We start from the raw sequence: 21,173 nt of genomic DNA on the forward strand, positions 1-21,173 counted from the left end.
CGAAAAGTCCTTGAAGACAACTGACAGATGCGGAATTCCAAGGCCGTCATTGCGAGGAGCGTAGCGACGAAGCAATCCAGAAGACCGAGTGAAGAAAGGACTGGATTGCTTCGCTCCGCTCGCAATGACGGAGGTGATGTTGTGTTTTACAGGCCAAGCCATTCTTCGATCGGCCCCTTGGGGAGCGGAACGAGGAACCAGCGTTCGAAAATGAGATAGGTGACAACAGGCATGCCGAGCGAAATCGCAGCGATGATCGGCCAGTTGTATTTGCCGAGCCAGCGCATGAACCAGGCGATGAAGATCATCGATGCCAGATAGAGCCCGATGAAAGGCATGGCCGCCACATAGATGCCGGTGGGAATGATGACGCTGAACACCTGACGGAGTTGGCCCCATTCGGCGAAGATCGGGCCGTCTTCCTCTCGCAGCGTGTTGAAGAGATTGATGAGGCTGGAGATGATGATGAACAGGCCGATATAGAACGGGAAGAAGCCGGCCTTCGGTCCTTCGGCGCCCCAATTGATGCCGGCCTTGACGCTGCCATAGACGACGAGGCCGCCGAGCAGACCGATGATAGTGGTGACCCCGGCCTCGACGGCTTTATGAGTCGGACCTGTGGTGTGGGAATTCTGCGTGGTCATGAGACGTCCATTTCGAACTTGCGGATCGGGCTGGGAGCCGCCGGCTCAGTGACGTGAGCCGGCGCAACATGTGCGTCTTGAGTTCGGCGCGGGCTCAGTTGCTCGCGAGGAAGCCTGCGTCCTTCATCAGCGTCTCGTGACGCTTCTCTTCCGTGCCGACCCAGCCGGCATATTCGCCGCCGGTCATGAAGGTGGTGTTGAAAGCACCGCTCTTCATCAGGTCCTGCCACTCAGGCGTCGCGCGAACCTTCTTGAACAGCTCGACATAATACTCGACCTGATCCTTGGTGGCCTTGGGCGACATGAAGATGCCGCGCAACATCACATATTCGATGTCGAGGCCCTGGGATTTGCAGGTCGGAATATCCTTCCAGGCCTTGCCGTCTGCGACCGGCTCGTCATAGGCCATCACCTTGCTGTCGAACACGCAGAGCGGACGCACCTTGCCGCCGCGCCACTGGGCGACGGCCTCGATGGGATTGTTGACGGTGGAATCGACGTGCTGGCCGACGAGCTGTACCGCGACTTCACCGCCGCCCTTGTACGGGATGTAGGTGAATTTGCTGCCGATCGCCTTTTCCATGGCGACGGTGATGATCTGGTCTTCCTGCTTCGATCCGGTGCCGCCCATCTTCATCGTGCCCGGAGGCGCGGCCTTCACGGCCTCGATATATTCCTTCACCGTCTTGTAGGGCTTGTCGGCATTCACCCACAGCACGAACTCGTCGAGCGCCAGCATGGCGACCGGGGTCATGTCCTTCCAGTTGAAGGGGATGCCGGTGGCGAGCGGTGTCGTGAACAGGTTCGACAGGGTGATGATGATCTTGTGCGGATTGTTGTTGGCGGTTTTCACATCGAGAAAACCTTCACCGCCGGCGCCGCCCGACTTGTTGATGACGACGAGGGGCTGCTTCATCAGATTGTGCTTGGTGATGATGCCCTGGATGGTGCGCGCCATCTGGTCGGCGCCGCCGCCGGTGCCTGCCGGCACGATGAATTCCACCGGCCTGACTGGCTCCCATGCCGCCGAAGCGGGTAGACTCGTCCCCAAGGCAAGAATGGACGCCGCGGCGGCCAGCGTGAGACATGAAGCCAAGCGTCTTGTGGCAAAGCGTTTCATTGTTTCTCTCCCATTCGTTTTGATGCGTCGGTCGTTCGCCGACTTGTCATCGTCAGTGCAAAGGCGTCAGTGCGTGGTCGATGGTCCTTCGAGTTTCCAATTGGCTGGCTGGCGAACAGGACCTTGCGCGCGCCACATGCGCACGTCAGACTGTTGAGCCGGAATGGCTCGCCTGCAGATTGGGTGGGTGGGTTTGGATCGCTGTCTCATAGCGCATACGGCGTCGCGTACCCGCTGAGGGCCGCTCGGCCTTTGTCCTCCCCCGGTATGCCTTCTATTCAAACCTGAAGCATTACCGTTGACGCAGTTTGGTATGCGATATGCCAGACAGCAAGCGATTAGAGCCGTTAAAAGCAGGGGATGCCAATATGTCGCAGGGAGCGGGAGCTTTCGCTGCAATGCAACCTTGAGGGCAAAAAAGAGGCCCCGGAAATCCGGGGCCAGTTCGGGAGGAACGCAAGAAGTCAGAGCGGGCCGAAGCCCGCAAAACTCGAAAATCAGAGGCCGAAACGCGGCAGGTCGCCGTTCCTGATAGAGATCTTTGCGCTGGCCATCAGCGCACGATCGATCGAGGCGAGCAGGCGGCCGAACAGGCTGGAATTGGCGCTGATGACGATCGAAGCAGTCTTAGACATCGGTATTCCCTTCCAGATGGCGCCACGCGCCGTGTTCTGATCTGGGGTTAATCTACGTATACCAGATGCCACGGACCAGTCGTTTGTTTGCATAGCAGCAAGAAAATTTTGCAACGCAAAATTGAACGATTGGAATTTCTTATCGAAGCTCCGCTCTGGACCCCCGGTCGTCATTGCGAGGAGCAGTTGCGACGAAGCAATCCAGTCTCCCGGTCCCTGCCGCTCTGGATTGCCGCGTCGCTTCGCTCCTCGCAATGACGCGGAGAGGCCAACGAAAGAAGGCCGCCCATTGGGCGGCCTTTCGCATTTCTTTGATGTCGGCTTCGTTACTCGGCAGCGACCTTGCGCGGCGGATCCAGTGCGCCGCTGTCGTGGATCTCGGCGACCTGGTGATCGCTGAAGCCAAGCACCTGCTTGAGGATTTCGTCGGTGTGTTCGCCGAGCAGGGGCGAACGTTCGACCTTGGTCGGCGAGTCCGACAGCTTGATCGGATTGCCGACCGACAGATATTCGCCGCGCTCGGGATGATCGACCTTGACCATGGTGCCGGTGGCGTAGAGCGACTTGTCCTCGGCGATTTCCTTCATGGACAGGATCGGACCGCAGGGGATGTCGTCCTTGTTGAGGATTTCCATCGCCTCGAACTTGGTCTTGGTCATCGTCCACTGTTCGATGCGGGCGAAGATCTCGTTGAGGCGGGGCAGGCGGACGGCCGGCTTCGCATAGTTCGGGTCGGTCTTCCAGCCGGGCTCGCCGATGACGTCGCAGATCTTCTCCCACACCGGCGCCTGGGTGATGAAGTAGATATAGGCGTTGGGATCCTGCTCCCAGCCCTTACACTTCAGGATGCGGCCCGGCTGACCGCCGCCCGAGTCGTTGCCGGCGCGCGGCACGGCATCGCCGAACGGAACGCCTTCGCCGAACTGGCTGTATTCCTTGAGCGGGCCATGGGCGAGGCGCTGCTGGTCGCGCATTTTTACGCGCGACAGGTTCAACACACCGTCCTGCATCGCAGCGGTGACCTTCTGGCCCTTGCCGGTCTGCGTGCGCTGATACAGCGCGGTGACGATGCCGAGCGCAAGATGCAGGCCGGTGCCGCTGTCGCCGATCTGCGCGCCGGTGACGAGCGGCAGGCCGTCGCGGAAGCCGGTGGTGGAGGCGGCGCCGCCGGTGCACTGTGCGACGTTCTCATAGACCTTGCAGTCTTCGTAGGGGCCGGGACCGAAACCCTTGATCGAGGCGACGATCATCTTCGGGTTGATCTCCTGGATCTTTTCGAACGGGAAACCCATGCGATCGAGCACGCCCGGTCCGAAGTTCTCGACCAGCACGTCGCACTGCTTCATCAGTGCGGTGAGCACTTCCTTGCCCTTCGGATTCTTGGTGTCGAGGGTGATGGAGCGCTTGTTGTGGTTCAGCATGGTGAAATACAGGCTGTCCACATTCGGGATGTCCTGCAGCTGGCCGCGGGTGATGTCACCGACGCCGGGTCGCTCGACCTTGATCACATCGGCGCCAAACCAGGCGAGAAGCTGCGTGCAGGTCGGGCCCGATTGCACATGGGTGAAGTCGAGAATGCGAACGCCTTTGAGCGCCTGTGTCATTGCTATGCTCCCGTACTATTTTTTGCCGGCTCGGCACTTGGAGATTGATACTTGGAGAAAATGAGCGGGGTCTCGCGACCCCGCGTGTTCAGAATTACTTCTTCTTGCTGAGAACGCTTTGCGGATTGAGGTTGCCGATGCGGCCGCTTTCGCTGCCGGCGGCCGGATCAATCACCGCGTTGATGAGCGTCGGCTTGCCGGAATCCATCGCCTCGTTCACGGCGCGCTTGAGCTCGTCGGGCGAAGTCGCGTTCACGCCGACGCCGCCGAAGGCTTGCATCATCATGTCGTAGCGCGAGCCCTTGACGAAGACGGTGGGGGCGACGTCCGGGCCACCGGTCGGATTGACGTCGGTGCCGCGATAGATGCCGTCATTGTTGAAGACGACGATGCAGACCGGCAGATTGTAGCGGCAGATGGTTTCGACCTCCATGCCGCTGAAGCCGAAGGCGCTGTCGCCTTCGATGGCCAGCACCGGCTTGCCGGTCTCGACGGCGGCGGCGATGCAATAGCCCATGCCGATGCCCATGATGCCCCAGGTGCCGACATCGATGCGCTTGCGCGGCTTGTACATATCGACGATGCCGCGGGCGAGATCGAGCGTGTTGGCGCCTTCATTGACCAGCATCGCATCCGGACGCTCGGCAATGATAGTGCGGAGAACGCCCAGCGCGCCGTGGTAGTCCATCGGCGAGTTGTTGTTGCGCAGCTTCGGCGCCATTTTCGCGATGTTGTCATCGCGCTTGGTGATGACCGCAGAGGTCCAGTCGGCCGATGCCTTCGTCCAGCCCTTGCCCATGCCATCGAGCAGGGCCGCCACGCAGGAGCCGATATCGCCGACCACGGGTGCCACGATCTCGACGTTGGAATCCATTTCCTTCGGCTCGATGTCGATCTGGATGAACTTCTTGGGCGCATCGCCCCAGGCCTTGCCCTTGCCATGCGACAGCAGCCAGTTGAGGCGCGCGCCGATCAGCATGACGACGTCCGAGTCCTTCAACACGGTGGAGCGTGCAGCACCGGCGCATTGCGGATGCGTGTCGGGGAGGAGGCCCTTGGCCATGCTCATGGGCAGGAAGGGAATGCCTGAGGTTTCCACCAGCGCCTTCACGGCCTCATCGGCCTGCGCGTAAGCAGCGCCCTTGCCGAGAATGATCAGCGGCTTCTTCGCAGACTTCAGCACGTCTAGCGCGCGCTTGATGCTGTCCGGGGCAGGGATCTGCGCCGGTGCGGCATCGATCACCTTGACCAGCGACTTCTTGCCGGCGTCGGCATTCATCACCTGGCCGAACAGCTTTGCGGGCAGATCGAGATAGACGCCGCCGGGACGGCCCGACACCGCCGCGCGGATGGCGCGGGCGAGGCCGATGCCGATATCCTGCGCATGCAGCACGCGGAACGCGGCTTTGCACAGCGGCTTGGCGATCGCGAGCTGGTCCATTTCCTCATAGTCGCCCTGCTGCAGGTCGACGATCTCACGCTCGGACGAGCCGGAGATCAGGATCATCGGGAAACAGTTGGTGGTGGCGTGGGCCAGGGCAGTGAGGCCGTTCAGGAAGCCCGGCGCCGACACGGTGAGGCACACGCCCGGCTTCTTGGTGAGATAGCCGGCGATGGATGCGGCATAGCCGGCAGCCTGTTCGTGGCGGAAGGAGAGAACACGAATGCCTTCAGCCTGCGCCATGCGGCCGAAGTCGGTGATCGGAATGCCGGGGACGCCGTAGATCGTGTTGAGGCCGTTCAGCTTGAGTGCATCGATGATCAGATGGAAGCCATCTGTCAGTTCCTGTTCGTTTGAGGTGTCGATGCTGTGAACTGCGGACATTCCGCTCTCCCCTGACGTTTCTGAACTCGTATGGTTGTTGGACTTTGTCGCGCGGCGTGCCGCGCGACGGCGTTACGTGAATAGTTCTCTAAGTAAAAAGCTCCTGGCCATGCGCCTCGACATAGGAGGCGAGGCCCAGCGTGTGATCACGTGCGAGCTTCTCCGCGCGCTCGGTGTCGCGTTCCTCGAGCGCCTCGATGATGGCGAGATGCTCGGGCAGGGAGGTCGCGGTACGGTCGACCCGGCCGATGGTGAGCTGGCGATAGCCGCGCACATGCAGCAGGATGTCATTGGTCATATCGATCAGGACCGGGCTTTCGCTGAGCGACAGCACTGCCTGGTGAAAGGCGATGTTCGCCTTTGAATATTCTTCGACATGATCCTGCGGCAGGCGGTCCTTGCCGAAATCCTTGAAGAAGTCGCGCAGCGCCGAGATGTCTTTCTTGCGTGCCGTCGTGGTGATCAGGCGCGCGGCCATGCTTTCCAGCGCCGCCCAGGCGCGGATCATGTCGACAATCTCGTTCTTGGTCTTGCGCACCACGACGATGCCGCGGCGTGGCACGGTTTTGACGAAACCGTCCTGTTCCAGCATTGCGATGGCTTCGCGGATCGGCGTGCGGCTGACGCCGAGACGTTCGGAGAGGGCGCGCTCGTCGAGCATCACCGGATCCGGCGTCGTATAGATGTCCATCTTAAGAATGGCTTCTTTCAAGGCTTCATAGGCCTTGGTCTTGAAGCTGGTCTCGGGTGCGATCCGTACGATCGCAAGATCGGCATCGGACATAATGGACGGCGCCTTGGTTGGTTTTCGCGTGGGCATGAATCATCTCCGGTCGAAGATGTCGTACCACAGAAACAACGTCCAGAATTTTTGGCATGCCAGATGCCAGCGTGTCAAGCTGACCGCGATTTCAGCATTTTTGCGCTGCAACGCGCCTTGACTTTCAAGTTTCTGGCATACCAAATGCCATCAATTCGTCCGCGTCAAGAAACGCAATGGGAGAAGGCCATGTCTCAATCGAATCTCGCCGTCAAAGCTGCGCCCGCCTCGGCAAAGGACGCCGTGCGAAAAGTGCTCGACGCCGTCAAGGCGGACAAGCGCACCAGTTTGACGGCGCCGGAAGGCAAGCTCGTCTGCGACGCCTATGGCATTCCCGTTCCGAAAGAGGGCGTTGCGACCTCGGCGGCCGACGCTGCGAAGCTTGCCGGCGGCATGGGCTTTCCGGTTGTCATGAAGATCGTCTCGCCGGACATTCTCCACAAGACCGAAGCGGGTGGTGTCATCGTCGGCGTCAAGACGGCGGAAGACGCGCAGAAGGCCTATGACACCATTCTGGCCAATGCGAAGAAGTACAAATCCGATGCGAAGATCGAGGGTGTCCAGGTTCAGCAGATGCTGATGGGCGGCACCGAAGTGATCATCGGCTCGATCACCGACGGTTCGTTCGGCAAGCTGGTGGCTTTCGGTCTCGGCGGCGTGCTGGTCGAAGTTCTGAAGGATGTGACATTCCGTCTTGCGCCCGCGACCAATGAGGATGCGCTGTCGATGCTCGATGGCATCCAGGCGGCCGAGATGCTGCACGGCGTGCGCGGTGGCGATCCCGCCAATCGCGAGGCGCTGGCCGACATTATCGTCAAGGTCTCGCAGCTCGTCTCCGATTTCCCTGAGATGGTCGAGCTCGATCTCAATCCGGTGTTCGCCACCAAGAAGGATGCGATCGCGGCTGACGTCCGCATCGTCGTTGATTTCGACTACAAGCCGCGTCCGGCGCCGCGCCCGACCGCTGAAATCGTCACTGCCATGAACCGCATAATGCAGCCCAAGGCCGTCGCCGTGATCGGCGCTTCGGCGGAGGACGGCAAGATCGGTAACTCCGTGATGAAGAACCTGATCAATGGCGGCTACAAGGGGCAGATCTATCCGATCCATCCCAAGGCCGACGAGATCATGGGCCTCAAGGCCTATAAGAGCGTCAAGGATGTCGCGGGCGAGATCGATACCGCAGTGTTCGCGATCCCCGCGAAATTCGTCGCCGCTGCGCTCACCGAATGCGGCGAGAAGAAAATTCCGGGTGCGGTGCTGATCCCGTCGGGCTTCGCCGAAGCTGGCGCGCCTGAGCTGCAGGAAGAGATCGTCGCCGTCGGCAAGAAATACGATATCCGCCTGATGGGGCCGAATATCTACGGCTTCTACTATACGCCATCGAATCTCTGCGCGACCTTCTGCACCGCTTACGACGTGAAGGGCTCGGCGGCGCTGTCGTCGCAGTCCGGTGGCATCGGCATGGCGATCATCGGCTTCTCGCGTTCGGCCAAGATGGGCGTGTCGGCCATCGTCGGCCTCGGCAACAAGTCGGATATCGACGAGGACGATCTGCTCGCCTTCTTCGAACAGGATCCGAACACCACGATCATCGCGCAGCATTGCGAAGACCTGAAGGATGGCCGTGCCTTCGCGGAAGCCGCCAAACGCGTCTCCAAGAAGAAGCCGGTTGTCGTGCTCAAGGCGGGCCGTACCTCGGCCGGCGCCAAGGCGGCCTCGTCGCATACCGGCGCGCTTGCCGGCAATGACAAGATCTATGAGGACGTGCTGAAGCAATCGGGTGTCATCCGCGCCCGCTCGCTGCGCCAGCTGCTCGAATTCGCCCGCGGCATTCCGGTGCTGCCGACGCCGAAGGGCGAGAACGTGCTGATCATCACCGGTGCCGGTGGTTCGGGCGTGCTGCTGTCGGACTCGGTTGTCGATAACGGCCTGTCGCTGATGGCGATGCCGCCGGATCTGGATGCCGCATTCCGCAAGTTCATCCCGCCCTTCGGTGCTGCCGGCAATCCCGTCGACATCACCGGCGGCGAACCTCCGATCACCTATGTGAATACGGTGAAGCTCGGCCTCGAGGATGAGCGCATCCATTCGCTGATCCTCGGCTACTGGCACACGATCGTGACGCCGCCGATGGTGTTCGCGAAGAACATGGTCGAGATCAAGAACGAGATGAAGAAGAAGGGCATCGACAAGCCCATCGTCGCTTCGCTCGCAGGCGATATCGAAGTGGAAGAGGCCGCGGAATATCTCTACCAGAATGGTATTCCGGCTTACGCCTATTCGACGGAGCTTCCGGTGGAAGTGCTCGGCGCCAAATACAAGTGGGCGCGCGGGGCGGGGCTGCTGTAAGGCTCGTTTTGTAGCGATCAAAAAGAAACGCCGCTCGGGAAACCGGGCGGCGTTTTCTTTGTGAGAAGCCGTAGCCCGGATGGAGCGCAGCGCAATCCGGGGACCGGCGTTTCAACTAACTCTGCTGTTCCCGGATTACGCTTCCCTTCATCCGGGCTACAAGGCAGCGCTTGCGGCGGCCTACACAATAACCTTCTGCTCAGCCACGCCCTCGCGGCCAAAAATCTTCAGGTAACGATCGATCTCTTCCTTGCTGCCGCCGGTGGTCTTGGCCGGGTTGTCCGACAGTTTTACCGCCGGCCGGCCATTGGCTGCCGTGATCTTGCAGACGAGGCTGATGGGATCGAGCGTATCCAGCCCGCGCGGATGCGCGCCGCGGAAATCGTTCGTCGCCATGGTGCCCCAGCCGAAGCTTTCGCGGATACGGCCACGGAAGCGTTGATGCAGGTCGATCATCAGATCGACTTCCAGCCCGTCCGAGAACATCGCGCGCTTCTTGCGCGGATCCTCGCCACGCATGGCGTACCAGGCGATGACTTCCTCGCCGGCGGCGACCGGCTCCTTGCTATCCATGCGCATGCCCGTCCATTTCGACGCCCAGGCGGGCGCATCGCGCAGGAACTGGGTCATGCCAAACGTGTCGGGCAGGATGATCAGCAGCTCGCCGTCATAGACCTCCTGCCATTTGGCCAGCACGTCATATTGCGCGGTCTTCAGCGCTTCATCGCTGTCGGCCAAACAGCCGAACACCATGGGCAGTTCATGCGAATTGGTGCCGATGGCCTCGAAGGAATGCTTGAAGGCGAGCAGGGCATTCGAGGTACCGACAAAGCTGCGGCCCAGCTCGTTGGCCATCGCATCGGTCACCCATTCCTGCCAGAGGAACCCGTGGCGGCGGCGGGTGCCGAATTCGGCTAGCCGCATGTCGGGATAGGACTTGAGCTTTTTGATCTTGTTCCAGATCTTGGTCTTGGTCTGGGCGTAAAGAATATCGAGTTCGAACTTGTCCAGCGTCGCCATGGCGATACGCGAGCGCAGCTCGCTGACGATGGCGAGAGCGTAGATCTCCCACATGGTCACTGCGGCCCAGTCGCCTTCGAAGGTCAGGACATATTGGCCATCGACGACTTCGAGGTGGTAGTCCGGCAGCCGGAAGGTGCGGAGATATTCGATATATTCGGGGCGGAAGATGTCGCGGCGGCCATAGAAGCGGTTGCCGGCCAGCCAGATCAGTTCGTTCTCGCGGAAGGTGAGGGTGCGGGCGTGATCAAGCTGCGCGCGAAGCACCGCCTCCGGGATGATCTCGGCAAGCCGTACGGTCTTGGTGCGGTTGATCAGGCTGAAGGTGACCGGAACCTTCGGATAGAGCATCCAGACGAACTGGTGCATCAGGAATTTGTAGAAATCCGTGTCCAGCAGCGACCGGATGATCGGGTCGAGCCGGTAATTGTGGTTATGGACCCGGGTGGCGAAATCCATCATGGCAACGCCACTCCCCAAAACATGCCTGTCACGGCACTTATCCTTGCGCGGCCGGCCGCGCCGATGGCGGAGCCTGAGCGGCTAATCAATGGAAACTGGCGTATCCGCGAGCCAAAAGGATGTCAACGCAATGGCTGAATCCGGAATCCGTGATTGATCAGCGGCTTTTCAGCCGTCATTGTGAGGAGCTCTTTGCGACGAAGCGTTCCAGTCCTTCTCGCTTGCGGCTTTCTGGATTGCTTCGTCGCTACGCTCCTCGCAATGACGGGAAGAGGTTCAGCGTTTCAGGCGCTCGTCCGGGGCATTCATCTGCAATGTATTCTGGATCGCCGACCGCAGCGTGGCGTGATCGCTGCGGTCCCAGTCCTTCATCCGGATATCGGCGAGCAGAGCCGCTGACTTGCCGAACACGACGATGCGGTCGCCGACCGACATGGCTTCTTCCAACTGATGCGTGATCAAGATCGCGGTCGAGCGGAATTCGCGCGCGAGATCGATGAAGGTCTGGCGCAGGTCATTGGCTGTGACTTCGTCGAGCGCGCTGAAGGATTCATCGGCGAGGAGGATTTCCGGCTGCACGGCAAAGGCCCGCGCGATGGCCACGCGCTGGCGCATACCGCCGGAGAGTTCGCGCGGATAGGCATTGGCAAAATTCGCAAGGCCGAGCCGGTTCAGCCAGAACATGGCGCGCTCCTGCTGGACGTCATCAGCGATGCCGATCAACTCCAGAGGAAGTTTTACGTTGTCGATGGCCGAGCGCCACGGAAACAGCCGGTCCTGCTGGAAGATCGTCGCGATCTTGCCGCGGAAGTCGTTGAAGTCGTCATAGGGCATCTTCGCGCCGATGGTGATGCTGCCCGAGGTGGGGTGTTCGAGGCCGATCAAGAGATCGAACAGCGTCGATTTTCCGCAGCCGGTCTTGCCGACGATGGCAACCAGTTCACCCGGCGCGATGCGCAGCGTGAGCTGATCGATGGCGACGATGGTTTCGCCCGTCGTCGTCTGGCGAAACACCTTTCGCAATCCTGCGATCTCGATGGGAGCCGATGCGCCGGTCATGCCCGCCACCTCAGTACACGGGTCTCGAACTGAACGATCAGCGCTTCGAGCAGGAACAGCAGCACGACCAGTACCAGCGTCCAGGCGAAGACGTCGGCGACGGAGAACAGCTCCTGTGCGACTGACAGGCGATGGCCGATGCCGGTGACGGCACCGACGAGTTCGGCGATGGTGACGACGCGGATGGCGAGGCTGAGCGTGATCTTCCAGCTGGTGAGGATGCCAGGCGTGATCGCCGGTAGCATCAGTTTATAGAAGAACTGGAATGGCGTCGGACGGAAGGAGCGGATCATCTGCTTCAGGTCGCGCGACACCTCGCGCATATTGTCGAGCGCATCCACGGTGAAGACCGGCGCGCAGACAACAACCAGCACGAAGATGATGCGGAATTCGACGCCCTTGAACCAGAGCACCGCGAACAGGATCCAGGACACGACGGGCACCGCCATCAGGATGCGGACCATCGGCCGCAGATAGCGCTCGACGCTGTCGGACAGATACATCAGCACGGCCACAAAGATGCCGATGATGAAAGAGACGAACAGCGCCAGCAACACGCGGCCGAGCGTGACTGCGACATCGATGGGCGTGATCTTCATGAGGCTTTCCCCGATCCGGCCAAGACCGGGGATCGCGAAGGCCGGGATGCCGAGCGACGGCGCCAGATAGGACATGCCCTGCCAGACCGCGGCGAAGAGCATGATCGAGATGATCGTCTCGCGCGGCAGGCTGGGCATCATCGACTTGCGACGCGGTTCCTCGAACGGCGTCGGGGTGCGTGCCTCGTCAGGGGGCATAGATGATCGCGTCGTCAGGCAGTTTTGGATGGAAGCCCGCGGCGACCGCGCGCTCGAACGTATCCCAGATGCTCTTCTTTTCAGCGGGATCCCAGGCTGGCTTGGCGTCAAACACCCAGCGCTTGGCATGGACGGCTTCCTTCAGGATCCCCGGCGGCAGCTTCACCGTTTCGACGGCGATCTTGTCGGCGCCATCGGGATCGGTCTGCAGATATTTCGTGACATCCGCGAGCGCCGCGACGAATTGCTTCGGTGCATTGGCGTTCTTCTTGATGCTGTCTTCGCGCATGGCATAGACGAGCTCCCAACCCGTGACGCCCGCCATCTCCTTCCAGGCATCATTGGCGTTGAAGATGATCTTCAGGCCGGCGTCCTCTTTCATCATCATGGTGGCGATCGGCTCGATGATCATCGCAGCATCGACGCGCGCAGCTGCGAGCTGGGCACGGGCGACGGCGAAGTTCGCATTCACCAGCGTCATGTCCTTGGTGAGGTCGATGCCCTTGGACTTTGCGTAGATCGACAGGATCTGGAATTGCCCGCTGCCCATATCGGCCGCGAGCTGCTTGCCCTTGAGGTCAGCAAGCGACTTGACCGCGGGATCCTTGCTGATGATCACGAGGTCGGCCAGCGTCGCGCCGGTGGCGACGATGCGCAGCGGCACGCCTTCGAGGCGGAGCTTCTGGAAATAGGTGGGGCCGCCGATCAGCGTGTCGATCTCGCCGGTGGCGAGGCCTGCATAATAAGCGGAGAAAGACGGATAGGTCTGCACTTCGGCTTCGAAACCATTCTTGGTATCGAATTTCTGCGCCTTCATGATGTTGACGATGATTGGTGCAAAGACTGGAAGCGTCAGGCTGCCGACGCGAATTTTCGGCAGTGCCTGCGCCGATGAAATTGTGATCTGTGTCGTGCCTAGCAGTGTAGCAGCGGTGCCCAAGGCAAAGGCGCGTCGTGAAAGTCCGGTCATAAACATCTCCCTCGAAATGGCGGCAAACGTTGTGGCGGTCAGCTTTTCGATCACTTTCATGCGGCAGTGCGGCATTCGTTTGTAAGCAAACGATATGCCAAAATTACATTCACTGAATCCTCTTGCTCACTTCAACTAACGCTACTAGCATTTTGTATGTGCGCAAATGAAATCTGCTTTTGGCTTTGCAGGAGGCGAACATGCCGCACCTCACGACGCCGGACGGAACGAAGCTCTATTATGAGGAGGTCGGCACCGGGAGTCCTGTGATTTTCGTGCATGAATATGCCGGCGATTATCGCACCTGGGAGCCGCAGCTCCGTTACTTCTCGCGCTCCTATCGCTGCGTCACCTATAGCCAGCGCGGCTATCCGCCATCGGATGTGCCGACAGATCCCGCCAAATACGGACAGGACATCGCGCGCAACGACGTGATCGCGCTGATGGATGGGCTGGGTATCGACAAGGCGCATGTCGTCGGTCACTCCATGGGCGCGTCAACAGCTCTGCATGTCGGCATTCATTTTCCCGACCGCTGTCTGTCGGTCACGGCGGCGAGCTGCGGCTATGGGTCAAGCCCCGATCCCGCCTTTGTCGAGCAGGGGCGAGCGGCGTCGCGCGAAACCGCAAAGATGTTCGAGACGGTGGATTGGCCGGAAGCGGCGGCGCGTTATGCCGACGGTGCGACGCGGCAGACGCATAAGAACAAGGACCCGCGCGGTTTTGCGGAATTCGCAAGAATGCTGGCAGATCACTCGCCGATCGGCCATGCGCTCACCATGCGCGAGCTACAGGCCAAACGGCCGATGCTGTGGGAGATGAAGCCGCAGCTGGAAAAATTCACGCCGCCGCTGCTCATCATCGTCGGCGACGAGGACGACTGGTGCCTCGATCCCAGCATCTTCCTGAAGCGCACGGTGCCGACGGCGGGCTTGCTGGTGCTGCCGCGCGCGGGTCACACGATCACTAGCGAGGAGCCCGCGGCTTTCAATGCCGCACTGGCGGAGCTTTTCCCGGCGGCCGAAAGCGGTCGCTGGATGTCACACCGGCCGGCGGTCTGATCCGATGGCAGCGCCCGGCGATATCAGCATCGATATTGCAGACGGCATCGCAACGCTGCGGCTCGCCAATTCTGCGCGTCGCAATGCGATCTCCACGGTCATGTGGAACAAGATCGCCGCCTTCGCACAGGAGGTGGCGACGCGCGGGGATGTCCGCGTCGTCATCATCCGCGGCGAGGGCGAGGACATGTTCTCGGCCGGCGCCGACATCTCCGATTTCGCGACGGCGCGGTCAGGCGAGGGCAATGCAAGGGCTTACGACGACCTCGTCGAAAACACCTGCCGCGCCATCGAGGCGATCCCGCAGCCGACTATCGGCGTGATCTTTGGCGGCTGCATGGGTGCCGGTTCGTCAGTCGCCGCAAGCTGCGACATGCGGATCGCTGCTTCCGACGCGTTCTTCGCCGTGCCGGCCGCGAGGCTTGGCCTTGGTTATGATCCGCGCGGGATCACGCGTTTCATCCGCGTGTTCGGCGCTGGCGCCACGCGGCAGGTGCTGTTCACAGCGGATCGGTTGCCGTCATCCCGCGCTTACGAGCTCGGTGCCGTGCATATGCTGGCGCCGAAAGCCGAGGTAACGGCGCTCGCCGCAGCGCTTGCACAGAAGATCGCGGGTAATGCGCCGCTGACGATCAAGGCTGCAAAAGCCGCGATCCGTGCACTTGCCACCAATGATGCCGATCTCATGGCCGAGGCCGAGCGTTTCTACGCTGCCGCCGACGCCAGCGCCGACTACGCCGAAGGCCGGTTGGCCTTCGCCGAGAAGCGGCCCCCGTGCTTTACCGGGAGCTGACACGACCGACCACTCGATTTCCTCTCTTCCAACCCAGAAGGACGATCTCATGGACCTCCAACTCAAAGGCAAATGCGCTCTCATCACCGGTGGCAGCGAGGGTATCGGCAAGGGCATTGCGATGACGCTCGCGAAGGAGGGTGTCAATGTCGCTATCTGCGCCCGCCGCAAGGAGCCGCTGGAGAAGACGGCGGAAGAGATCAAGAGCGCGACTGGCGTCACCGTGGTCGCCATCCCGGCCGACCTGACCAAGGATGCCGACGCCAAGAATTTCGTCGAAACCGCACATAAGAAGCTCGGCGCCATCGACCTGATGATCAACAATGCCGGTTCGGCGCCGGGCGGCGTGATCGAGACGCTCACGGAAGCCGACTGGGAACAGGCGCTGCAGCTCAAATTCATGGGCTATGTGCGCTGCCTGCGCTACGCGCTGCCGATCATGGTCAAGCAGGGCGGCGGCCGCGTGGTCAATCTGATCGGTAATGACGGCGTCAAACCCTCTTACTGGGAAATCGCGCCGGGCGCGGCCAATGCCGCTGGACAGAACATGACCCTGTCGCTGGCCGGCCAATATGGTCGCCATAACATCTCGTTCTGCGCCGTGAACCCCGGACCGGTGCGCACCGAGCGCTGGGCGGGCCTCGTCGGCGCCATGTCGCGCGACATGAAGATTTCCTATGAGGATGCGGACAAGCTCGCGCCGGCTTCTATCCCGCTCGGCCGTATTGCCGAGGTGGAGGAGGTCGCCAATCTCGTGGTGATGCTGGCATCGCCGCTGGTTCAGATGGCGAACGGCACCATGATCGAGATCGATGGCGGCCAGGACAAGGCGCTGATGGATCGCTTCCGCGACCGGTAGTCGCGGCACACGCACGCGGCGAGATTGATTTCGTCGCCGCGTGCTGCTTTGTGTGTGCCTTCGACTCACGCGCGGCCTGCCGCGCATGATCAAAACTTCAGCGACATGCCGGGCGTGTTGCTGTAAGTGCAGCCTTGACAAGAAAATAGGTGCGCCGGACTATTTGCGTGCAAACTAATTCACGCTTCAGCCGACGAGACCTCCAAGACCAGATATTCAACGATATCAATCTGACGCAATCGCTGATCACACAGATGTGGATCATAACGGGAGTTCGATCATGATCACGGCTCGTGCACTCGGTTCACTCGCTTTCGCTGGCGCAGTGGCGCTCACCTTCGGTCGGGCTGCCTCGGCGCAGGACACGATCAAGATCGGCGAGCTCAACAGCTACAAGACGCAGACGGCCTTCCTTGATCCCTACAAGAAGGGATGGGAGCTTGCGATCGAAGAGATCAATGCCAAGGGCGGCGTGCTCGGCAAGAAGCTCGAAGTGATCTCGCGCGATGACGGCTCGTCGCCGGGCGATGCGGTGCGGGTCGCCGAAGAGCTGGTGACGCGTGAAGGCGTCAACATTCTCGCCGGTACGTTTCTATCGAATACCGGCCTCGCGGTCACCGAATTCGCCGGCAAGAAGAAGGTATTCTTCCTCGCCGCCGAGCCGCTGACCGACAAGATCACCTGGCAGAACGGCAATCGCTACACGTTCCGCCTGCGCGCGACGACCTATATGCAGGTCGCTATGCTGGTGCCGGAAGCGCTGGCGGCGAAGAAGAAGCGTTGGGCGTTGGTCTATCCGAATTACGAATATGGACAGGCGGCTGCTGCGACCTTCAAGGAGATGATGAAGGCCAAGCAGCCCGATATCGAATTCGTCACCGAACAGGCGCCGCCGCTCGGCAAGGTCGATGCCGGCGCTGTCGTGCAGGCGATCGACGACGCCAAGCCGGATGCTATCTTCAACGTACTGTTCGGCGCCGACTTCGCCAAGTTGGTGCGAGAGGGTGGCACGCGCGGCGTGTTCAAGGATCGCACGGTGGTGAGCGTGCTGTCCGGCGAGCCGGAATATCTCGATCCGGTGAAGGAAGAAGCGCCGGTCGGCTGGATCGTGACCGGCTATCCCTGGGACAAGATCAAGATTCCCGAGCACGCGACCTTCCTGGCAGCCTATCAGAAGAAATATAACGACTATCCGCGCCTCGGCTCGATCGTCGGCTACGCCACCATGAAGTCGCTTGCTGCAGGCATCGCCAAGGCGGGATCGACGGATACCGAGAAACTGATCACGGCGTTCCGTGGCCTCGATGTCGTCGGTCCGTTCGGACCGTTCACCTATCGCGCCAGCGATCATCAGGCGACGGCGGGCGCCTTTGTCGGCAAGATCGCGCTGGAGAACGGCAAGGGCACGATGACCGACATCAAATATGTCGATGGCGCCACCGTGCTGCCCAGCGATGCCGAAGTGAAGAAGCTTCGTCCGGCTGCTGAGTAAGGCAATCAGCGCGATGGTCCGCTCCGATGTCGTCCCCGCGAAAGCGGGACCCATAACCTCCGAAGATATGGTTGGAGCGAGACTGGGGCGGTCTACGGAGCGCCGCCGTGTGTGGCGGTGGTTATGGATCCCCGCTCCGCGCACGCCTTCGGCGTGCTAGGCGGGGATGACAGCGGTGTGTTGATTGCTGGCGTCGTCCTTCCCGCCATGCGGCGAGCAAGTCTGCAATGAATCTGAATGCGTTCGTATTCCAGGCGATCAATGGGCTGTCGGCGGCATCGGGCCTCTTCCTGGTCGCCGTCGGCCTGTCGCTGATCTTTGGCGTCACCCGGATCGTCAATATCGCCCACGGGTCCCTCTATATGCTGGGGACCTATATCGCCTATAGCCTCGCCACCAAGCTCGGCGGCGCGCTCGGCTTCTGGGGCGGCATCGTGCTGACCGCCATCCTGGTCGGCATTCTCGGAGCCATCATCGAGGTTCTGCTGCTCCGGCGCATCTATCGCGCACCCGAGCTGTTCCAGTTGCTTGCGACATTCGCCCTCGTTCTCGTCTTCAACGATGCGGCGCTGTGGATCTGGGGGCCGGAAGATCTGCTCGGCCCGCGCGCGCCAGGGCTGAAGGGCTCCATCGAAATTCTCGGACGGCGGCTGCCGACTTACGACATCTTCCTGATCGTGGTCGGACCTGTGGTGCTGTTGCTGCTGCACATGGCGCTGTCCAGGACACGCTTCGGCCGCCTGATGCGGGCGGCGACGCAGGACCGTGAAATGGTCGGCGCGCTCGGCGTCAATCAGGCGATGCTGTTCACCGGTGTGTTTGCCCTCGGCGCGATGCTGGCCGGTCTCGGCGGAGCGCTGCAGATCGCCCGTGAGCCCGCGACATTGACGACGGACCTCAACGTGATTGGCGACGCCTTCGTGGTGGTCGTCGTCGGCGGTATGGGCTCGATCACCGGTGCCTATGTCGCGGCTGTGCTGATCGCCGAAGTGAAGGCGCTGTGCATCGCGCTTGGCGTGATCGATTTCGGCGGGTTCACCGTCAATTTCTCCAAGATGACGCTGGTCGCCGAATTCCTCGTGATGGCCATCGTCCTGATCGTTCGCCCCTATGGCCTGCTCGGTCGTGAACAGGGCGTGGTGCGCAGCGTCGCCGAGCCCGAGGAGCCGATGCGTCCCGCGACGACGGCCGTGAAGATCGGCAGCATGGTCGTATTGTTCGTGCTGATCTGTATGCCGCTCATTGCCAAGAACTCGCCTTATACGCTGGTGCTGGGCATCGACGTATTGATCGCCGTTCTGTTTGCCACCAGCCTGCATTTCATCATGGGGCCGGGCGGCATGCATTCGTTCGGCCATGCCGCCTATTTCGGGCTTGGCGCCTATGGTGCCGCGTTGCTGGTGAAATGGTTCGCCGCGCCCATGGGCATCGCGCTTCTGTCGGCGCCATTGGTCGCGCTGGTTGGTGCGTTGTTGTTCGGCTGGTTTGCCGTGCGCCTGTCCGGCGTCTATCTCGCGATGCTGACACTGGCTTTTGCGCAGATCGTCTGGGCCGCCGTGTTCCAGTGGGAAACACTCACCGGCGGCTCCAATGGCGTCCTCGGTGTCTGGCCATCCGCGCCGTTCGAGAGCCGGCCAGCCTTCTATTATCTCACGCTGGCGCTGGCGGCGCTTGGCGTGTTCCTGATCAGGCGATTCCTGTTCTCGCCCTTCGGCTACGCCATGCGGGCAGGGCGCGACTCGCCCTTGCGTGCCGAGGCGATCGGCCTCGACGTCAAACGCATCCACTGGCTGGCCTTCGCCATCGCTGGATGTATCTGCGGCGTCGCCGGTGGGTTGTTTGCCTTCGCCAAGGGATCGATCTCGCCGGAAACGATCGCCGTCGGCCGATCCATCGATGGCCTTGTGATGGTGTTGCTCGGCGGCCTGCAGACATTGACCGGCCCTGTCGTCGGCGCCTCCGTCTTTGCCGTGCTTCAGGACAGCATCATGCGCTCCACCGAATATTGGCGCGCGCTGCTGGGCGGCGTCATCCTGCTGCTGGTGCTGGCATTCCCGGCGGGTATCGTCGGCGGCCTGTCAAAACTGTTCGTGCGACGGAAGGCGGCGTCATGAGCGACCTCAGCATCCGTCAGCTCTCGAAGTCGTTCGGCGGCGTGCGCGCGGTCAATGACGTGTCGTTTGAGATCAAGCGCGGCGAATTCCTCGCATTGATCGGGCCGAATGGCGCCGGCAAGTCCACCTGCTTCAATATGATCAATGGCCAGTTGCCGCCGGATGCGGGCGAGATCTGGTTCGAGGGCAACAAGCTGAATGGCCGCAAGCCGCGCGACATCTGGCGGCTCGGCATCGGCCGCACATTCCAGGTCGCGGCCACGTTCAACTCGATGACCGTGGTCGAGAATGTGCAGATGGCGCTGCTGTCGCACGCCAACCAGATCTATCGGCTGTGGCAGCCGGCGCGCGCTCAGCATCGCGAGCGCGCACTCGAACTGCTCGCCCAGGTCGGCATGCAGGATGCCGCCGACCGGCCGAGCCGCGAACTCGCCTATGGCGACGTCAAACGCGTCGAACTCGCTATTGCGCTCGCCAATGATCCGCGGCTGCTGCTGATGGACGAGCCCACCGCCGGCATGGCGCCGAAGGAACGCAATGACCTGATCGCACTGGTGAAGCGTCTGGTGATCGAGCGAGGCATTTCGGTGCTGTTCACCGAACATTCGATGGATGTCGTCTTCGCCTTTGCCGACCGCATCATCGTGCTGGCGCGCGGCAAGCTGATTGCGGATGGCGATGCCAGGTCGATCCGCGACAATCCGCAGGTGCAGGAAGTCTATTTCGGCACCGGTAAGACGTTTCGAGCGGAGGCGCGGGCATGAGCACGCCGATGCTGACAGTGGAGGGGCTGCGCGCCTCCTATGGCGCTGCGCAGATCCTCTACAATCTCGGGCTCGAAGTCGGTCGCGGCGAGGTTGTGGCGCTGATGGGCCGCAATGGTGCCGGCAAGACAACGACCATGAAGGCCGTCATGGGCCTGATGGCGCAGTCGACCGGCAAGGTCAGTTTTGATGGCCACGACATCTCGGGCCGCCAGCCCTATGAGATCGCGCGGCTCGGTCTCGGCTTCGTCCCGGAAGATCGCCGTATTTTCTCCGATCTCACAGTGCTGGAAAATCTCGATATCGGCCGCCAGCCGCCGCGCACATTTAGCGATGGCGTTGCTGCGCCGGTCTGGACCGAACAGAAGCTGCTCGCTCTGTTTCCCAATCTCGGCGAAATGCCGAACCGGCCGGGCGGACGCATGAGCGGCGGCGAGCAGCAGATGCTCACGGTCGCGCGTACGCTGATGGGCAATCCGCTGCTGATCCTGCTCGATGAGCCCTCCGAGGGCGTTGCACCCGTGATCGTGGAGATGATGGCCAACACCATTGTCGAACTCAAGAAGGCCGGCGTTTCGATCCTGCTGTCTGAGCAGAATGTCCATTTCGCCGAGCTAGTGTCCGATCGCGCCTATGTGCTCGAGAAAGGTCAAATTCGATGGAATGGGACCATGGCGGAGCTGGCGGAAAACGTCGAACTCCAGCGGGCTTATCTCACCGTCTAGCGATCAAAACTTGGCCTGTTCCTCTCGCTGCGGATCGTTCATAACTGAGATCAGAGA

18 protein-coding genes are annotated in these 21,173 nt (G+C 61.3%); 8 read left to right on the forward strand and 10 right to left on the reverse strand.

Going from position 1 to position 21,173, the window contains the following annotated elements; genetic code table 11:
* Positions 1–146 precede the first annotated feature (146 nt).
* From RPMA_RS11220 to RPMA_RS11245, 6 genes are all read right to left on the reverse strand, one after another.
* Entirely contained in the window at positions 147–644 is a 498-nt protein-coding gene (locus RPMA_RS11220) for a tripartite tricarboxylate transporter TctB family protein (RefSeq protein ID WP_211912876.1), read from the reverse strand.
* A 94-nt stretch (positions 645–738) separates the two neighbouring features.
* Positions 739–1,764: a Bug family tripartite tricarboxylate transporter substrate binding protein gene (locus RPMA_RS11225; RefSeq protein WP_211912877.1), complete on the reverse strand. Its 1,026-nt coding sequence runs from the start codon at positions 1,762–1,764 to the stop codon at positions 739–741.
* Positions 1,765–2,261: 497 nt separating this feature from the next.
* Positions 2,262–2,399, reverse strand: coding sequence for a hypothetical protein (locus tag RPMA_RS11230; protein ID WP_211912878.1), 138 nt, complete (start codon positions 2,397–2,399; stop codon positions 2,262–2,264).
* Between the two features lie 326 nt (positions 2,400–2,725).
* Positions 2,726–4,003: a formyl-CoA transferase gene (gene frc, locus RPMA_RS11235; protein WP_211912879.1), complete on the reverse strand. Its 1,278-nt coding sequence runs from the start codon at positions 4,001–4,003 to the stop codon at positions 2,726–2,728.
* Positions 4,004–4,097: 94 nt separating this feature from the next.
* Positions 4,098–5,828: an oxalyl-CoA decarboxylase gene (gene oxc / locus RPMA_RS11240; RefSeq protein ID WP_211912880.1), complete on the reverse strand. Its 1,731-nt coding sequence runs from the start codon at positions 5,826–5,828 to the stop codon at positions 4,098–4,100.
* Between the two features lie 88 nt (positions 5,829–5,916).
* A complete protein-coding gene (locus RPMA_RS11245; RefSeq protein ID WP_211912881.1) occupies positions 5,917–6,648 on the reverse strand; it encodes a GntR family transcriptional regulator in 732 nt (243 codons plus the stop codon).
* A 189-nt stretch (positions 6,649–6,837) separates the two neighbouring features.
* On the opposite strand from RPMA_RS11245, the gene RPMA_RS11250 reads away from it, so the two are divergent.
* A complete protein-coding gene (locus RPMA_RS11250) occupies positions 6,838–9,000 on the forward strand; it encodes an acetate--CoA ligase family protein (RefSeq protein WP_211912882.1) in 2,163 nt (720 codons plus the stop codon).
* Positions 9,001–9,180: 180 nt separating this feature from the next.
* Here the strand turns inward: RPMA_RS11250 and pncB are convergent, their stop codons facing one another.
* The 4 genes from pncB to RPMA_RS11270 form a co-directional block, all read right to left on the reverse strand.
* Entirely contained in the window at positions 9,181–10,482 is a 1,302-nt protein-coding gene (gene pncB / locus RPMA_RS11255) for a nicotinate phosphoribosyltransferase (protein WP_211912883.1), read from the reverse strand.
* Positions 10,483–10,758: 276 nt separating this feature from the next.
* Positions 10,759–11,541 (reverse strand): ABC transporter ATP-binding protein, encoded by a 783-nt coding sequence (locus tag RPMA_RS11260; RefSeq protein WP_211912884.1) that lies wholly within the window; start codon positions 11,539–11,541, stop codon positions 10,759–10,761.
* A complete protein-coding gene (locus RPMA_RS11265) occupies positions 11,538–12,338 on the reverse strand; it encodes an ABC transporter permease (RefSeq protein WP_211912885.1) in 801 nt (266 codons plus the stop codon). The genes RPMA_RS11260 and RPMA_RS11265 overlap by 4 nt, the downstream gene beginning before the upstream one ends.
* Positions 12,328–13,308, reverse strand: coding sequence for an ABC transporter substrate-binding protein (locus RPMA_RS11270; protein ID WP_211912886.1), 981 nt, complete (start codon positions 13,306–13,308; stop codon positions 12,328–12,330). The genes RPMA_RS11265 and RPMA_RS11270 overlap by 11 nt, the downstream gene beginning before the upstream one ends.
* A 200-nt stretch (positions 13,309–13,508) precedes the next feature.
* Between RPMA_RS11270 and RPMA_RS11275 the strand changes: the two genes are divergently transcribed.
* From RPMA_RS11275 to RPMA_RS11305, 7 genes are all read left to right on the forward strand, one after another.
* Complete coding sequence (locus RPMA_RS11275; protein ID WP_211912887.1) at positions 13,509–14,369, forward strand: alpha/beta fold hydrolase; 861 nt, start codon at positions 13,509–13,511, stop codon at positions 14,367–14,369.
* 4 nt (positions 14,370–14,373) lie between these two features.
* Positions 14,374–15,162 (forward strand): enoyl-CoA hydratase-related protein, encoded by a 789-nt coding sequence (locus RPMA_RS11280; RefSeq protein WP_211912888.1) that lies wholly within the window; start codon positions 14,374–14,376, stop codon positions 15,160–15,162.
* Positions 15,163–15,211: 49 nt separating this feature from the next.
* Positions 15,212–16,021: an SDR family NAD(P)-dependent oxidoreductase gene (locus RPMA_RS11285; protein WP_211912889.1), complete on the forward strand. Its 810-nt coding sequence runs from the start codon at positions 15,212–15,214 to the stop codon at positions 16,019–16,021.
* 280 nt (positions 16,022–16,301) lie between these two features.
* Positions 16,302–17,513 carry an ABC transporter substrate-binding protein gene (locus tag RPMA_RS11290; protein WP_211912890.1) on the forward strand — a complete coding sequence of 404 codons (1,212 nt, stop codon included), beginning with the start codon at positions 16,302–16,304 and terminating at the stop codon, positions 17,511–17,513.
* Between the two features lie 227 nt (positions 17,514–17,740).
* A complete protein-coding gene (locus RPMA_RS11295; protein ID WP_249225633.1) occupies positions 17,741–19,627 on the forward strand; it encodes an ABC transporter permease in 1,887 nt (628 codons plus the stop codon).
* Positions 19,624–20,391: an ABC transporter ATP-binding protein gene (locus tag RPMA_RS11300; protein WP_211912891.1), complete on the forward strand. Its 768-nt coding sequence runs from the start codon at positions 19,624–19,626 to the stop codon at positions 20,389–20,391. The genes RPMA_RS11295 and RPMA_RS11300 overlap by 4 nt, the downstream gene beginning before the upstream one ends.
* On the forward strand, positions 20,388–21,116 hold the full coding sequence (locus tag RPMA_RS11305; protein ID WP_249225634.1) for an ABC transporter ATP-binding protein: 729 nt from the start codon (positions 20,388–20,390) through the stop codon (positions 21,114–21,116). Before RPMA_RS11300 ends, RPMA_RS11305 begins: the two co-directional genes overlap by 4 nt.
* Positions 21,117–21,173: the final 57 nt, after the last annotated feature.

Source organism: Tardiphaga alba, assembly GCF_018279705.1.
Classification (GTDB): Bacteria; Pseudomonadota; Alphaproteobacteria; order Rhizobiales; family Xanthobacteraceae; genus Tardiphaga; species Tardiphaga alba.